The 17,435-nt window shown below is 49.2% G+C and carries 12 protein-coding genes; all 12 read right to left on the bottom strand.

The window, feature by feature from the left end:
• Positions 1–164 precede the first annotated feature (164 nt).
• On the bottom strand, positions 165–1,280 hold the full coding sequence (gene ftsZ, locus MUG84_RS06320) for a cell division protein FtsZ (protein WP_244721966.1): 1,116 nt from the start codon (positions 1,278–1,280) through the stop codon (positions 165–167).
• Positions 1,281–1,341: 61 nt separating this feature from the next.
• Positions 1,342–2,619 (bottom strand): cell division protein FtsA, encoded by a 1,278-nt coding sequence (gene ftsA, locus MUG84_RS06325; RefSeq protein ID WP_244721969.1) that lies wholly within the window; start codon positions 2,617–2,619, stop codon positions 1,342–1,344.
• A gap of 321 nt (positions 2,620–2,940) precedes the next feature.
• The gene (locus MUG84_RS06330) at positions 2,941–3,711 is read right to left on the bottom strand and encodes a cell division protein FtsQ/DivIB (protein ID WP_244721973.1); all 771 of its coding nucleotides are present in this window, start codon (positions 3,709–3,711) and stop codon (positions 2,941–2,943) included.
• Between the two features lie 60 nt (positions 3,712–3,771).
• Complete coding sequence (gene murA / locus MUG84_RS06335) at positions 3,772–5,055, bottom strand: UDP-N-acetylglucosamine 1-carboxyvinyltransferase (RefSeq protein WP_244721976.1); 1,284 nt, start codon at positions 5,053–5,055, stop codon at positions 3,772–3,774.
• Between the two features lie 419 nt (positions 5,056–5,474).
• Positions 5,475–6,584, bottom strand: a complete 1,110-nt coding sequence (gene murG / locus MUG84_RS06340; RefSeq protein WP_244721978.1) for an undecaprenyldiphospho-muramoylpentapeptide beta-N-acetylglucosaminyltransferase — start codon at positions 6,582–6,584, stop codon at positions 5,475–5,477.
• Between the two features lie 5 nt (positions 6,585–6,589).
• Positions 6,590–7,687: a stage V sporulation protein E gene (gene spoVE / locus MUG84_RS06345; RefSeq protein ID WP_244721981.1), complete on the bottom strand. Its 1,098-nt coding sequence runs from the start codon at positions 7,685–7,687 to the stop codon at positions 6,590–6,592.
• A gap of 48 nt (positions 7,688–7,735) precedes the next feature.
• Positions 7,736–9,157: a UDP-N-acetylmuramoyl-L-alanine--D-glutamate ligase gene (gene murD / locus MUG84_RS06350; RefSeq protein WP_244721983.1), complete on the bottom strand. Its 1,422-nt coding sequence runs from the start codon at positions 9,155–9,157 to the stop codon at positions 7,736–7,738.
• 3 nt (positions 9,158–9,160) lie between these two features.
• Positions 9,161–10,126, bottom strand: coding sequence for a phospho-N-acetylmuramoyl-pentapeptide-transferase (gene mraY / locus MUG84_RS06355; RefSeq protein ID WP_244721986.1), 966 nt, complete (start codon positions 10,124–10,126; stop codon positions 9,161–9,163).
• 20 nt (positions 10,127–10,146) lie between these two features.
• The gene (locus tag MUG84_RS06360) at positions 10,147–11,550 is read right to left on the bottom strand and encodes a UDP-N-acetylmuramoyl-tripeptide--D-alanyl-D-alanine ligase (protein ID WP_342346101.1); all 1,404 of its coding nucleotides are present in this window, start codon (positions 11,548–11,550) and stop codon (positions 10,147–10,149) included.
• Entirely contained in the window at positions 11,550–13,037 is a 1,488-nt protein-coding gene (locus MUG84_RS06365) for a UDP-N-acetylmuramoyl-L-alanyl-D-glutamate--2,6-diaminopimelate ligase (RefSeq protein ID WP_244721992.1), read from the bottom strand. Before MUG84_RS06365 ends, MUG84_RS06360 begins: the two co-directional genes overlap by 1 nt.
• Positions 13,038–13,090: 53 nt before the next feature.
• Positions 13,091–15,043 carry a stage V sporulation protein D gene (locus tag MUG84_RS06370; protein ID WP_244721994.1) on the bottom strand — a complete coding sequence of 651 codons (1,953 nt, stop codon included), beginning with the start codon at positions 15,041–15,043 and terminating at the stop codon, positions 13,091–13,093.
• Positions 15,044–15,129: 86 nt separating this feature from the next.
• Entirely contained in the window at positions 15,130–17,427 is a 2,298-nt protein-coding gene (locus tag MUG84_RS06375; RefSeq protein ID WP_244722000.1) for a penicillin-binding transpeptidase domain-containing protein, read from the bottom strand.
• Positions 17,428–17,435: the final 8 nt, after the last annotated feature.

Raw genomic sequence — 17,435 nt, forward strand, 5'->3', positions numbered from 1 at the left:
TTTAGTATAAAAAGATCCATACTCAAAGTCTGTCTAAAATTGGGGGCTGGACTTCAACTTTTTTTGTCGAGTTCCGTAGGGTTTTAGAGGATATGCAGACTGCAAAAAAAGACCCGCTGTTTCCGTATAGGAACGCGGGTCTTTTTTTGTATGCTCTTATGGTATTAGTCATTATTCTGACGAGAACGGTTCCGAAGGAATGTCGGAATGTCCAGTTGGTCGCTGCTGACGGAATTGCCAAACGGACGAAGGTTATTCGCATTGCGGTTGTCCGTAGGTTCGGTTGGCGCCGCTCCCGGCTTGCGGGAGGATGCTGTCGGAACGTCGCGGTGTTCAAATCCGGTAGCAATGACCGTGACTTTGATCTCATCCTTCATGCTTTCCTCAATGATCGCACCGAAGATCATGTTCACTTCCGGGTCGGATGCCGAAGTCACGATTTCTGCCGCCTCATTGACTTCGTATAGCGACAAATTGGAGCCGCCTGTAATATTCATGATAACGCCGCGTGCTCCTTCAACGGAGGTCTCCAGCAGCGGGCTCATGATAGCTTTGCGCGCAGCTTCAGCCGCACGATTTTCACCTGTAGCCATACCAATACCCATCAAAGCAGAACCGCGTTCTGTCATGATGGTTTTAACGTCCGCAAAGTCTAGGTTGATCAGACCAGGCACTGCGATCAAGTCGGAAATGCCCTGTACAGCTTGACGAAGCACATTGTCTACTTCACGGAACGCTTCAAGCATCGGCGTTTTTTTGTCTACCATTTCTAAAAGTCGGTCGTTTGGAATAACAATAAGTGTATCAACTTTTTCCTTAAGAGCTTCAGTACCCAGCTCGGCTTGAGTGGTACGCTTGCGTCCTTCAAATGAAAACGGGCGGGTAACCACACCTACGGTCAATGCTCCGCATTCTTTGGCGATTTCCGCGATGACCGGAGCAGCACCTGTTCCAGTACCACCGCCCATACCTGCGGTAACAAATACCATATCAGCACCTTTGAGGGTATTCATAATCAGATCACGCGACTCTTCAGCCGCTTTTTTGCCTACTTCAGGGTTGGCCCCGGCACCAAGACCGCGGGTCAGTTTATCCCCGATTTGCAGTTTATGTTCCGATTTGGCCATATGCAAAGCTTGGGCGTCTGTATTCACGGTAATGAATTCCACACCTTGAACGCCATTTTCAATCATACGGTTGACAGCATTGCTTCCGCCGCCGCCTACACCTATTACTTTAATTTGCGCCATGCTCTCCATTTCAAAATCAAATTCCAACATATTTTCCCATCTCCCCCTCATTGTGCATGGATGGCCCGTTCACTAATTCATATGAACCTGCTTATATGAAATCACTGAATATATTTTTCAATCGATCAATAAAGCCCGGTTTCTGGTCAGCCTCCGGATTCGAAACAGGACTCGCTTTAGGGCGGTTCACTGTTTTTTTATTATTCGCACTGCTCACGTTAGCGCTGCTGGTGCTGCGCGCGCGGATACCGCGGATCACGTTGTGCAGTATGCCTACACCACTGGTATAACCAGGGTCTCTAACACCGATGTAATCCGGTACGGCAATTCTGACCGATGCTGCGAGTTCATCCTGCGCAACCTGCAAAACTCCCGGCATGGATACAGTACCACCAGTAAGAATATACCCTCCTGGAAGCTCAGTGTAACCAAGACGTTTCACTTCTTCGCGTATCAGATGGAAAATTTCCTGTACCCGTGGCTCGACAATGGCTGCCAGATCCTCTTGGGTAAATTCCTTTTCCACGTTGCTGCCTATGCGAACCACCTTGAAAGTCACGTCAGGTGCGGCATCGGCCATCAAAGCGCAGCCATATTTCAGCTTGACCTTCTCTGCCTGATCCGTAAGCGTCCGGAGTCCATAAGCGATATCATTAGTTACAAATTCACCGCCGATAGGCAGGGTTGAAGTTGAAACCATTGTGCCCTCTTCAAAAATTGCAATTGTTGTTGACCCGGCACCGATATCAACAAGTACAGAACCCATCGTTTTCTCGTCTTTAGACAAGGCAAGCTGCCCTGCTCCCAAAGACATAAGAACCAAATCTTTGATCTTAAGGCCTGATTTTTCAACACAGCGCAAAAGATTATGTAGGGGCGTCTTAGCGCCGGTAATGATGATGGCTTCCACTTCCAGACGGACGCCTATCATTCCGCGCGGATCTTGAATTCCCTCCAGCCCATCTACTACGTATTGTTTGGCAACTACATCAATAATCTCGCGGTCAGGTGGAAGAGCTACAACCTCCGCGGCTTTAAGCACACGTTCAATGTCTTCCTCTCCAATTTCCCGATCCTCGTTCGATACTGCCACTACACCGTGGCTGGATTGAAGTCCGATATGATTCCCCGAAATGCCGACGTAAACCTCCGATATTTGAATACCAACCATACGCTCCGCATGATCAACGGCACTACGGATAGATTGTACAGTCTGGTCAATATCTACAATTGCACCTTTGCGAATTCCTTCCGAGTCGGCAGATCCAACTCCAATAATATTAAAGGTTCCATTATTCACTTCCCCAATAATAGCACGAACTTTGGATGTACCGATGTCCAAACTAACAATGATGTCATTGTTGCTCAACCGTGGCACCTCCTGTTTTTATAAAATAACTTCCATGAAAAAACACTCAATTCTACATATTCAACATAAGATATACTTTCCCTCTTTTTTCTACAAATTTTTCGCCTGCCAACATTTAGTAGAGCAGTGTAAAAATTAAAAGAAAAAAGAGGGAGTTTTCAGAATAAAATGAACTGCAGAATTTCTCTTACCGAAAACGTTTATCGGCATTTCGAGAAGCAAATTTTAGTTCATTTTATATTAATAAAACAAACTAAAGAAGAGATTACACTTAAGTTCATTTTATATATTACTAACCCATAAAATCAATTGTAGCATTTTTTAATTGCCATGAGTAGTAGCATTTTGGTCCGCTTCTTCACCTGTTGAAGGCTGAAAAGGTGTATACGTATCGGCTTCCAGCATCGTAATGATTCCTGGCTGAGCCGTCTCGATGACCTGGTTCAAATACTCTACCTTGTCTTTCAAAAGCGAAATCGCTGTGATCACCTCAAAACGTGACCTTGTATACATCTTGATTCGATCCGGGAAGGAGGCTGTAGGTGATGGAATAATCTCGGAAATGTCTGAAATCAGCTCATTCGGGATTTGCCCGAGCACCTTGCACAGCTTCACTTTATTCGGATCGGTAGCGCTCCAGTTGGTAAGAATGGGCTTCTCTATAGCGATACCACTGCTGTTCACGGATACCTTGGACCCGTTCGCCAGAATAGCATCGAGGTTGCCTTCGGCTCCGAGCTCATAGGCGACCGTAGGATATTCTTCAATACTGACGTTGATTTGACCGGGAAAATGCTTGTCCACTACAGCTTTTTGAATGGATTTGATTTGCAACAGCTGATTTTCAACTTCAGACGGCGATACACCAAAATACTGGCTCCCCATCTTCAGCCCGCTGGCCTGCAAAAGCTGTTCCCTTGAAGAAAATGTATTCCCAGTAAACTGGATCTCCGACACCTGGCTGACAGGCGATCGGAAGAACAGAATCACCAGGATCGCGACAAACAAAAGCAGCAGAATGACAATGATTCTCCAGCTGGATCTTCTCTTGGGCTTGTTCTCTTTTAAAACGGGAATGTGAGCTTTTGGCATTGGCTTCTCTCCACAAAATACCTCTTATCCCCTCTTGCACAAGAGGGGATAAGCCTGGTGTTAATTAGCTAAATCTAGTGACTTGGGCACCGGTGAAAGCCGGTGAATGTCAGCTCCAAGCTTTTGAAAGAGCTGCTCAATATGTTCATATCCTCTGTCAATGTGATGCACCTGTTCAACAATGGTCTTCCCCTGGGCAGCCAGTCCGGCAATCACCAAAGCGGCTCCAGCTCGTAAATCCGTCGCTTCAACAGTTGCACCATACAAACGCTGTACGCCGCGGATAAACGCACAGTTCAGATCAATGGAAATATCCGCGCCCATTCGGGTCAATTCATCCACATGCTTGAACCTTCCCTCAAAGACGGTCTCTTTCATCACGCTGAAACCATCAGCTAGCGATAGCAGCACCATCACTTGGGACTGCAAATCCGTTGGAAACGATGGGTAAGGCAATGTCACAATACGCTCTACGGCTTTGGGGCGGCTCATACAGCTTACATTCATTATATCATTGAGGATGCTGATTTGAACACCGGCCCGCTTGAGGACGTGAATCAAGGATGATAAATGGGCCGGATTGCAATGGGTCAGCGTAACATTGCCGCGGGTTGCAGCTGCAGCGATCATCACGGTGCCAGCTACAATCCGGTCAGGAATGATGGTATACGAGCACGGTGATAGCTTGCTGACACCCTGAATGGTAATTGTGTCCGTCCCTGCCCCGATGATACTTGCCCCCATGGCATTCAGGAAATTCTGCAAATCCTGAATTTCCGGTTCCCTGGCCGCATTGGTTAAGGTGGTTGTACCTTCGGCCATAGCTGCCGCCATCATGATATTCTCCGTTGCTCCTACGCTAGGAAAATCAAGATGGATATCGGCTCCCTTCAGTTTGTCTGCCCTACAAATGATTTGTTGGTCGAGCTCCTCAATTTCAGCACCCAGCGCTTTAAGCCCTCGGAGATGAAGGTCGATTTTGCGCTCGCCGATGGCGCAGCCTCCAGGCTGGTAAACTGCGACCTCTCCGAACCTCGAAAGCAGAGGCCCCATCAGAAATATAGAAGAGCGCATTTGCTTCATTAAGTCTTCCGGTACATGAAACGAATTGGCGGACGACGTATCCACAACAACCGTCTCCTGATCATGCAAAGTCGTGCAGCCGATCCGTTCCAGGATGTCCAGCATCACTTCAATATCCAGAAGACGGGGGACATTGCTCAGCTGAACCTTGCCTGCGGCCAGCAAGCTCGCTGCCAGAATAGGCAATGCTGCATTTTTTGCTCCATGGATACGTATGGTTCCTGATAGGGATTTGCCACCCTCAATCACCAATTTGTCCAATGTATCACCTCCGAGTTTACCCCTCAACCGCCGCATTCGGCACAGGCAGCAGCCGTGCTTCCTGTATTAACGCCACAAATCCTTTGCAGCGGAATGCTTCGGAATGAGAACGTCCTCTGCTGTCGTTTGACCGGTGTGATCCAGTACAATCTCAGCGGACTTATTTTTGCGTGACACATCAGACCATAGGGGGCTCCGGCAATCATGGATACAGTTTTCGCGGCAAGCGGCCCAGTTAGCAACGAACTGGTGTCTTCTATATAACCGTAAGAGCGTCCGCTAAAGCAGCTCCCCTCTTTGGAGAGGCTAAAGGCTGTAACATAAGTCTAATCCAAAGGGCCGGTATTCCATGGTGATTGTCACGATTATAGAGTATCTTATGTAATGCATACCCGGTGTGTGACAATCGCCCAGCCCTTTCATCGTCCCGTCGTTAAACGGCACATTTCTTCCACTATCAGGTTGGCGGAATCAGGTTTACCCAGACGGCGGGACTGCTCTGACATTCCCTGCTGGACCTTCTGGTCGCTCATAATTTCCTTGATAGACTGGTAGAGGCGATTTCCTGACAAATCCTTTTCCAAAATCACTCTGGCTGCTCCTGCCTTCTCCAGCTGTCTCGCATTGGCCTCCTGATGATTGTTGGTGACGTTTGGAGAAGGAATGAGAATGGACGGAATGCCAAGTGAAGTTATTTCAGCCAGGAAGGATGCTCCCGCCCGGTTCACAATCAAAGATGTAGCTGCAAGCACTTCCGGCATATTATGCACATATGGAAGCACATGCAGATGGTTAGGCATGCTGCCCAGCTTGCTGCGGATGTCCTCCCGCGTCTTTTCGAAATAATTTTCGCCCGTTACATATACAAAATGAACATGCTTCAGCTGCTCTAGCTGTGGCGCCATGTCGATCATAGCATCATTGATGGCTTTGGCCCCGCGGCTGCCGCCGACAACAAGCACAACCGAACTATTGAGTGGGATACCCAAAGACGCGAAGCCACGTTCACGGTTGGCAGACTGTACGGTAGTCGCGCGCGGATTGCCTGTATAGATGACCCGCTTGGCTTTTGGAAATGAAAGTTCCGAGCCTTCGAAGCTCACGGCTACAGTGCTGACATATCTGCTCAAAAATTTATTGGTCAGCCCGGGAATCGCGTTCTGTTCATGGATAATGCACGGAATGCCAAGCTTGGCCGCCGCATAAACGACAGGTCCGCAAACATATCCGCCGGTACCGATCACCACATCCGGTTTAAACTCGGCCAGCATTCGTTTGGACGTCTTAACGCCCTTCAAAAAACGGATGACGGTCTTGATGTTTTCTGTGGACAGCTTGCGGCGAAAGCCGGTAATGTCAATCGATTGAAAAGGAATTTGCTCCTGTGGTACAAGCTTGCTCTCTAAACCTCTAGTACCGCCAATATATAAAAAAGCAGAATCAGGATCTTCTGCTTCACACTGCCTCGCAACAGCGACAGCCGGGTAAATATGCCCCCCGGTTCCTCCGCCTGTTAGAACGACGCGCATGCAGATCACCTCGCATAACGTGATAGATTAAGTAAAATGCCCAGAGCAGTAAGCATCAGCGTAAGTGACGAACCGCCATAGCTGATCAGCGGCAGCGTAATGCCTGTTACCGGCATAAGCCCGATAACAACACCGATATTAATGATAACCTGAACGGCGACCATGCCGACGATGCCTACCGCAAGCAGGCTGCCAAAACGGTCGGGAATCGTCATTGCCACGCGCATTCCGCGCCATACCAGAATCAAAAACAGCAGCAGCACGATCAGCCCGCCGATGAAACCAAGCTCTTCGGCCAGAATAGAAAAAATAAAGTCCGTCTGAGGCTCCGGAACATAGCTGTACTTTTGACGGCTCATGCCAAGTCCTAAGCCCCCGAGCCCTCCCGGGCCGATGGCGTATAAAGATTGTATAATTTGATAGCCCGCACCTAGCGGGTCAGACCATGGATCAAGAAAAGCGGTAATCCGCTTCAGACGATAAGGCGCCGCAATAATAAGTCCGACAAACCCGGCGGCTCCGGCCAATCCCAGCATGCTCAAATGGCTCATGCGTGCACCAGCGGTGAAAATAATCATCATGGCTGCTCCAAGCATCACCGTACCCGTTCCCAGATCCGGTTGAAGCATGATGAGTCCGAAAGCCAGTCCAATCAGCCCAAGCGGCGGCAGTAGTCCCTTCCCGAAGGAAGTGATATCCCATTCTTCGCTGCCGAGCCATTTGGAGAGGAACAGAATCATGCCGAGCTTCATAAACTCGGAAGGCTGGATGCCGAAGGAACTGATACCGAGCCAGCTTCGTGCACCGCCTCGCACAACCCCGATTCCCGGAATCAATACGATGACCAGAAGCACAAAGCAGACAATCAAAGCAAACTTCGCATATTTTTTCCACACGCGAAAATCGATGCTGGCTGTGAAAAACATGGCTACCAAGCCTAATACAGCGAAAAGCAGCTGGCGTTTAACGAAATAAAATGAATCACCATAATCGTGAAAGGCCAGTACAGAGCCTGCACTGTATACCATGACCATGCCGATTGTGAGCAAGCCCAAAATGCAGAGAAAAAGCCACAAATCCGGCGCCGGGCGTGTCTTGTTCATGAAGAGGCCACCTTTTGCAAAAAAGTAGGGGCTTATCCACCCCCCTACTTAAAGATTATGCACCGCCTCTTTAAAAATGCGTCCGCGCACCTCATAAGAGGTAAACATGTCCCAGCTCGCACAGGCTGGAGAAAGAAGAACGATATCTCCAGGCTCTGCTGCGGCCGCGGCTTCTTTTACAGCTGCGCGAAGCGTGTCGGCGGCGTCCTCCTCATTATCGACTATGACAATATGCTTTAATCCCGCCAGTTCCGAGACCTTAGCAATTTTTGGCGCGGTCTGTCCCAGAGCGATAACTGCCTTTACCCGCTCAGATAATACCGGCACCAGTTCCATGTAATCCGAACCGCGGTCCAGTCCTCCGGCAATCAAAACAATCGGTGCTTTAAAGGAAGTTAGCGCCATAGTTGTCGCTTTGGAGTTCGTAGCTTTTGAATTGTTGTAAAAAGCGACACCATTATGGTCCATGACATATTCCAGACGGTGTTCAACACCATGGAAGGAGGACAATGAGCCTTTTAAACCATCAACCGGTGCGCCAGCAGCGATCGCAATCGCACAAGCGGCTACCGCATTTTGGATGTTAAAACGGCCTGGAATACCGACTTCCTCCACGGGGATGATTTCCGTAACTTGGCCATGCTCATCACGGTATACGATGGTCCGGGGCAATGCATCCTCTACATCCTGAATATAAGGCGGGCTGACATAAACTCCTTCCACCAATTCTTCATTGGTTGAAAAAGGAAGCAGTTTCGCCTTGATGTAGGGAATGAGTTCACGGCAAGTTGAATCATCCCAATTGAGGACTGCGGTATCTCCTTCTCCCTGATTGGCAAACATTTTAGCTTTAGAGGAAACATAGTCTTCCATGCCTCCATGATAATCGAGATGCGTCTCTGCTACATTGAGCAGGCAGCCGATGCGTGGTCTGAATTCCTGGGTGCCTTTAAGCTGAAAGCTGCTCAGTTCAGTAACCATCCAGTTGCCCGAATCGGCATTTTGCGCGGCTTCGCAAAGCGGTGTTCCGATATTTCCGGCCACAATAGGACGCATACCGACATCATCCAACATATTTCCAACCCAGGTTGTTGTTGTCGTTTTCCCGTTGGAGCCGGTAATCCCAATAATTGGCGCATTACAGATATGATAGGCCACCTCAACCTCGGTTACGACTTCAATGCCAAGCTCCAGTGCTTTTTGCACAGGCTGCACTTTATATGGGATACCCGGATTTTTGACAAGAAGAGAAATACCGGGATGAACCAGATTCTCCGGATGTCCGCCACAAATGACGGTGATTCCGAGCGCCTCCAGTTCCCCGGCTTCGGGACATTGATCTCTGTCTTTTTGATCGTTAACCGTTACATTCGCACCGTAACTGTGAAGAACTTTGGCGACTTGTACACCGCTTTTAGCCAAACCCAGCACGATGACTTCCTGATCCCTGTAAGACTCTGGATGCTTCATTTTCTACAACCCCTTGTTCAAGTAAAGTCCAATACCCGCAAGAATGATGCCCACGGCCCAGAAGGTGATGACGACACGCCATTCCGACCAGCCGGACAATTCAAAATGATGGTGAATCGGACTCATTTTAAATATGCGTTTGCCTCTGAGTTTAAACGACCCCACCTGAAGCACTACGGATAACATTTCGATGACAAACACGCCGCCGATGATAATGAACAGCAGCTCGGTTTTAGTCACGATCGCAATGGCCCCGATTGCTCCACCGATGCCAAGCGAACCCGTATCGCCCATGAATACTTTGGCAGGATGCGCATTGAACACCAAAAATCCAAGCACTGCCCCAATCATGGCCGCAGCACATACGGCAGCGGATAACGACGTCGCCTGCATGGCAACAAGTGCAAAAGCCGCAAAGGCAATGGCACTGACGCCGGAAAGCAGCCCGTCAAGTCCGTCCGTAAAGTTCACCGCGTTGCTGATGGCCAGCATCATGATGACGATAAACGGATAATAGAACCAGGGGCCCCAATCAAAGGACCAGGAGGTTCCAGGAACGCTGATCGCCGTACTGTGTCCATTCTGAATCAAAAGAAAACACATGATGGCGGAAAAAAACAGCTGGCCAAGCAGTTTCTGCCGTGCCGTCAGCCCGAGCGAGCGTTTTAACACGATTTTGATATAATCATCGAGAAATCCGATGAGACCAAAACCGAGCGTCGCCACAAGCAGTACATAGAAATCGGTATTAATGACTGAGAATTTCAAAAACGACAATGTAAACGCCAAAATGATAACCACGCCGCCCATCGTGGGCGTACCGGCTTTTTTCAAATGGCTCTGCGGTCCGTCGTCGCGCACCTGCTGTCCAAATTTCATGCGCCTCAAAAGAGGAATGAGCAGTGGAGCGGCGATGACAGCCAAAATAAAAGAAACGCCTATAGTTAATAGTAGTAGTTGATAGTCCATGGATTCACCCCTCCGTATGTTTAATTATGCAAGTCTTCCTTGACAAGAGCATCCACTATTTCTTCCAATTTCATACCGCGCGAAGCTTTGATCAGTACAATATCCTTCGGATGCACCTGCGAGGCGAGGTGGGACGCGAGTTCTTTTTTATCGGTAAAATGAAAAACTGGCAGATCCGGACGCCTCCGCTGAGCGGCTTTTGCCGCCTCTGCCGATAGGGGTCCGTAAGTATAGAGCATATCCACTTTGCCTTCTGACGCATATTCTCCAACTTCAGCATGAAATTCGAGTTCCTTCGGCCCAAGCTCCAGCATGTCCCCGAGCACAGCGATTTTATGGCGATGGCCTTTTAGGCTGTCCAGTGCATCAATCGCCGCTTTCATGGAAAGTGGACTTGCGTTGTACGCGTCATTCAGCAGCGTAAATCCACTCGGAGTGGTGATCTGTTCAATACGCATGCCTGTCAGCTGCAGCCCTGATATCCCTTCGCAGATTTGGTCCTCGCTGACACCGAAATAATCCGCAACCGCAAGAGCTGCGAGACAATTGATGACATTATGCTGGCCAAGCAGCGGCAGCTCAAGCCCTTCCCCCGGATGACGGTGCGAGGTAAAGATAATGCCCTTGCTATGAAACATCATGCCTGTCGGATAATCGTCATTTTTGTCCTGATCCATACCGAATGTAAATGTTTTAAGTCCATCAGGCTGGGCGGTTTCCGTCTCGCTGAGCACCAGTGGAATCAGCGGCTCATCACCGTGGTAAACTAGAAGACCGCCAGGCTTCATCCCGCTGATGATTTCCAGTTTCGCGCGGGCAATCTCATGTCTCGAGCCAAGCTGCAGCAGATGAGCTTCACCAATATTGGTGATGACGGCCACCTCGGGATTGGCAATGGCGGATAGACATTCGATTTCATGCCGGCCGCTCATGCCCATCTCCAGCACGGCAATTTCCGTATCCGAAGGCATTTCCAAAATGGTTAGAGGAAGCCCGATATGATTGTTGAAGTTCCCGCCGGTTTTGTGAACCTTGAAAGTAGTCCCCAGCAGTGCATAAATCATATCCTTGGTCGTCGTTTTGCCGTTGCTGCCTGTAATGCCGACAACGCGGCAGCCGACATCCGAGAGATAGGATTTGGACAAAGCCTGCAACGCGGCAAGCGTATCCTCTACCACAATGACAGGACCTTCCGGCGGAATTCCGCGGTCACGCTGCCACATCACGCCGCATGCACCGCCTTCAAGTGCTGCCGCAGCAAAAGCATGGCCATCGAACTTCTCCCCGACCAGCGGAACAAACAGTCTGCCGCTGACCAGCTTACGAGAATCCGTAAAGACACCTTTCACTTGTATATCATAATCATGGTCATGTGTAAGGTTTCCCCCGCACATGACCGCCACTTCGCCCAGCTTCTTCGTAATCACTTGTTCATACCCCTTATCGCTTCTTTGGCCACAACCCGATCATCAAATTCATGCTTCGTATGTCCAATGATTTGGTAGGTCTCATGACCTTTCCCCGCAATCAATACTACATCGTCCGGGCTTGCCATTTCAATAGCCTTTTGAATGGCCTCCCGCCGATCGACAATGAGTTGATACTTTTCCTGCGGTACGGAATCTTCAAGCAGTCCAGCCTCAATATCCTTCAGAATCAAATCCGGATTTTCGGTACGCGGGTTATCCGATGTAACCATAACAACGTCGCTGTATTTCGCCGCAAGTTTACCCATAATCGGACGCTTCGTACGGTCCCTGTCTCCCCCGCAGCCAAATACGGTGATAACACGGCCCTTCGCAAACTCATTGACGGTTTTGAGTACATTCTCCAAACCATCCGGTGTATGGGCATAGTCAACAATAACAGCAAACGGCTGACCCTCATCCACGGATTCAACGCGGCCATCCACGCCAGGAACCGACTCCAGACTCCGTTTGATGCTTTCCAGTTCGAGACCTTCCAGCAAGCCTGCTGTGATCGCAGCAAGAGCATTGTACACATTGAATTTACCCACCATTTTCAGCTGGATGTCGGTGCTGCCCTGGAAGGTGTCTACATGAAAAGACGTGCCTTGTGCGGTGATGGAGATTTCGGATGCGCAGACATCTGCTGTTTCAGCTAATCCGTATGTAATCACCTCGGCAGCAGTTACCTTCGCGAAATATTGCGAAGCTTCATCATCCACATTCAACACGGCATATTTCCGCTGATTCTTTTGATGAGCAAACTTATTGCCCAGCCGCGAGAAGAAGAGGCCTTTCGCCGCTCGGTAATCCTCCATTGTATGATGGTAATCCAGGTGATCCTGAGTCAGGTTCGTAAAAATTGCGGTGCGGAAATCAGTACCCTTCACGCGTCCCTGTTCAAGCGCATGGGAGGAGACCTCCATTACGCAGCACTGCACGCCACCCGCTGACATATCATCCAAGGAGCGCTGCAGCTCAAGAGCTTCAGGTGTAGTTCCAGACATCGGAAACGTCCGGCCGCCATAACGCGTTTGAATTGTTCCAATTAGGCCTGTGCTCACGCCATGATCATTCATCATTTTTTCAATCAAATACGTCGTTGTCGTCTTTCCGTTAGTTCCTGTAACTCCGATCATTTTCATATGCGAACTTGGGGAACCGAAAAACGCATCTGACATAACAGCCATTGCATAACGGCTGTCTTTGACAATAACCTGCGGCAAATCAATATCAAGCCGGCGCTCAACAACGAGCGCTGCTGCGCCCTTTTCAGCTGCCTGCGCAGCATAATCATGGCCGTCCACGGTATGTCCGGGCAAGCAGATAAACAGATCGCCCGGAGCAACCTTGCGCGAGTCGGTCTGAAGACCGGTGATGGTAATATCCCCGCTTCCTGTGATTTGTGCAATTGTTAGTGTTGAAGCCAGTTCGTTCAATTTCATAACATATCCCTCGCTCTAATTCTATTATCGTCCACTGCTGCGATGATTCAGTCTTACTCAGGGACTTTACCCTGTTTCTTCAGCTCAGGATCCGCTCCCATATAGATACGGATGGTAGAACCGCGTTCCACACGGCTTCCCGCCTTCGGAGCCTGGCTGACCACCGTATCGCCCGTACCTGACTTCGCCAGGTTGAAGTTCATATTCAATTCCTCATACAAATCCTGCGTGGTTGCACCAATCAAATCAGGAACGGTAACAATCGGCGTGTCACCATATTTATATACCTTAGGCAGCTGATCCTTGCGCGGCGGCACATTTAGAACCTGAAGGGAGTCCTTCAATATATTCTGTACGATTGGCGCGGCAACCACGCCCCCGAATTGAATGCCTGCCGGATTATCCACTGCGGTATAAACGACAATCTGCGGATCATCTGCCGGGGCGAAAGCGATAAAGGAAACAATGTGCTCCGTCGAAGAATACCGCCCGTTAACAACGATCTGTGCGGTACCCGTTTTGCCTCCGACACGGTAGCCATCAATGAATGCAGGCCGTCCAGTACCATTGGCCACGACGCTTTCCAGCGCTTCGCGTACCTGCTTGGATGTGTCTTCCGAAATCACTTGTCTGACAAGCTCCGGCTTGGTCTCGCTGACGGTCTCGCCTGTATCAGGGTTTATCCACGCTTTAGCCACATAAGGCTTGAACAGTTTACCGCCGTTAATGGCAGCCGATACGGCTGCCACCTGCTGAATCGGGGTTACCGACACCCCCTGTCCGAAAGCAGTGGTCGCCAGTTCCACAGGGCCAACCCGGGAAAGCTTGAACAGGATCCCGTTTTCCTCCCCGTTCAAATCAATGCCTGTCTTCGAGCCGAAGCCGAAATCGCGGATATACTTAAACAGGGTGTCCTTCCCTAATCGGTTGCCCAGCGTTACGAACCCTGGGTTGCAGGAGTTTTCCACCACCTGCATGAAGGTTTCGCTGCCATGTCCGCCCCGCTTCCAGCATTTCAGAGTTGCCCCGCCAATTTTAATGTACCCTGGATCAAAAAACTGCTCGTGCTTGAGATCCACCTTCTTTTCCTGAAGTGCCGCGGCAAGTGTAATAATCTTGAACGTTGATCCCGGTTCGTACGTCATCCAAATCGGCAGATTACGGTTATACACTTGCTGGTCATATTCTTTATAGTTCCCTGGCTCATACCCCGGTCTGCTCGCCATCGCATAAATTTCGCCGGTTTTGGGGTTCATGGCGATCGACCAGGCGCCTCTGGCTTGATACTGGACCATTGCTTGATCGAGTTCCCGTTCCATAATCGACTGGATGGATTTATCGATGGTAAGCTGCAGATTCAGCCCGTCCCTGGGCGCGTCGTATTTCTCGGATGAACCCGGCATGAGGCGTCCACCCGCATCCGATAAATAAGAGATACTGCCATTGATACCTTTGAGCTTGCTGTCATATTTCTGCTCGACCCCAGTTAAGCCCTGGTTGTCGATTCCGGTAAACCCTAGAATATGGCTTGCAAGATCCCCATAAGGATAATACCTCTTATTGTCCTCCGCAACAACGATACCCGGCAGATTTAAATCACGAATTTTCTGAGCAAGCTCCATCGTAATTTTGCGTCCACCGGGTTGAAGTTTCACACTCATTGCTTTTTTGGTAACCAAGCTTTTAACCTTTTCCTCTGTCATCCCCAGCAGCGGTGCCAGCAGCCTGGCCGTCTTGCCCGGGTCCTTCACCTGTACGGGTATCGCCATAACGGTCGGAGAACTGATATTGTATGCAAGCGGAGTGCCGTTCCGGTCCTGGATCTCTCCCCGCTTGGCTGTGGACGGAATTTCTCTCCGCCAGTTTTCTTCCGCCTTGGCCGATAGCTCTGCTCCCTTGCCCAGTTGAACATACGCGAGCCTTACTATTATAGCAACAAACAGCAAGCAAAGTATCATCAAGCTCGCCAAGAGTCTACGTCTGCGCGTCACGTTCGAAACCTTCACTCTTATTCCTCCCTGCTTATCCTAATATTCATGACCGTTATTCCTATCATGATATTCGGGACAAACAGGGGCTAGAACAAGCTGTTTTACTGATCGTTTTTCTCGCCGTTCGTTTTACCAGAGGAGGACTTACCGGTTCCACCGGATTGTCCTTTCTCTCCGTTACTTCCTGGACTGCTGTCTTTCGTTGCATCCCCATCTGTATTGCTATTTGATTCATCTCCAGGCTTTAAGGTCAGCTCGACGGTCCGCTTCCCGCCTTGATTGGTAACCTTCTGGTCTACGACATAACCTTCGCCGCTGACCTTCACCGGTACTTTCATCAGCGTCAGCACATCCATTGCATCCCGTAGAGATTCTCCCTTAAGATCAGGTATCTCCATCGTACTATCCGTTTCGGTCAACAAATAGATATGCTGGCCAGGACTCATCGGTGTACCCTTGGCTGGAAACTGCTTGATAACAGATGTTCCCTTTCCTAACGTATCAAACGCAACACCGGATTTAAGGAGCTGTTTCTCGGCATCCTTGACGTTTTTATTGACTAAATCCGGTGCAAGCGGACGGCTTGGAGCTTGTGTGACAGCTTTGTTCCCCTTCTCATCCGGCTTAGTGGATGTCTTTGGTACACCCATGTACTGAAGGGATTGAGATACAATTTTTTTGAAGACCGGTGCGGCAGCCGTACCACCGCCGACCGTCGCGCTATTAGGCTGGTCTATAATGACGAGTACAGCAATCTTCGGATCATTGACCGGCGCGTAGCCGATAAAAGACACGACGGATTTAGAGTAATCATATTGCCCATTAATATTTTTAACAGCCGTACCGGTTTTACCAGCTACACGGTAACCGTCAATATAAGCGTTACGGCCTGTACCGATATCCTGGTCGGCGACAACCTGCTCCAGATACTCCCCAGTCTCCTTGGCTGCTTCTGGTGAAATCACCTGTCTGACCGTTGTAGGTTCGACCACGGTGGTTTTACCGGTATTCGGATCGGTCGACTCTTTTACAATTTGAGGCTTCATTAACTTGCCTCCATTGGCAATTGCGCTTATGGCGGCAAGTTGCTGAATCGGAGTTACCTCTACACCGTGCCCATATGATGCCGTCGCTGCTTCGACTGGGCCTGGGAGATTAACCTTTCTGGAAACTTCTCCCGGAAGATCGATGCCAGTCTTGGTTCCAAAACCAAAATCATTAATATACTGAGTCAGCTTGTCCTTGCCAAGCATTTCTTCCAATTTAACGAAAGCCACGTTACTCGATCTTTTGACGCCTTCCAGATAGGAAATTTTGCCCCAGCCGGATCTTTTGATATCATGCAGAATCTGATGGGTTCCTTTGACCTGAATTGTACCGGAAAGGTATGTGTCATTAGGATGGAAGAGCTTCTCCTGAACGGCTGCTGCCAGCGTTACAATCTTAAACGTTGAACCCGGCTCATACAAAGACTTGATGGCATGATTAACAAAGTTACCGTAATCTTGCGGTTTAACTTCATAATATTTATTGGGATCAAATGTAGGCAAATTGGCCATACCCAGAATATCCATCGTTTTCGGATCAGCCGCGATAACGGTCATACTGATCGGATTGTATTTATCATACGCTTCTTTCATCGCGTCTTCGATATAATACTGGATCGTATCGTCAATCGTCAGCTTGTAATTTGTACCATTGACAGGCGGTTTATAAAGCTCAGTACCGTTTGGCAGCTTATATCCGTTGGCATCCGTCTCGTAATTCAAATGCCCATCCTGTCCTTTTAGCTCTTCATCGAATTGAGCCTCAATCCCCGCTACCGCTTTGCCTTCACGGTCTGTATACCCCAGCACGTGAGATGCCAGCGATCCTTTCGGATAATAGCGTTTCGACTCTTTCAGAGTATCCAGACCTGTTTCCTGAACTTTCTTCTTATCCTTAAACTGCGCTTTGAGCTGGTCATTCAGCTCGTCGATCTGTTTCTTCTTGGCTTCATCAATTCTCCAGCCTTCATTCCGGACCTCACGGCTCTTGGCGTACTCACCGTTTTTATCCTTCGCATTTACAAGCGCTCGCAGCTCATCAACGTCTTTGCCTAAAATTCGATGAAGACCTTCAACCACCATATCTTCGGTTCCATTCGCATGGATGACCTTAGGGCTGATAACGACGGTATAAGCAGGCGCATTAATCGCCAGAGGATCTCCGTTCCGGTCCGAAATGGTTCCGCGTTCAGCCGGAATAACCGATTCCTTGGACCATTTTTTAACTCCTGCTTCATGCCAGGAAGATCCCTGAACAATCTGTAGAGTAAACATTCTGATGAGCAAAACAACAAAAAGGAGGGTGATGAATCCTCCTATAAGCAATGTGCGAAGTTTTATTCTTTTTACCATCCTTTAAC

This window comes from Paenibacillus mangrovi (assembly GCF_022898935.1).
Lineage (GTDB): Bacteria > Bacillota > Bacilli > Paenibacillales > Paenibacillaceae > Paenibacillus_AQ > Paenibacillus_AQ mangrovi.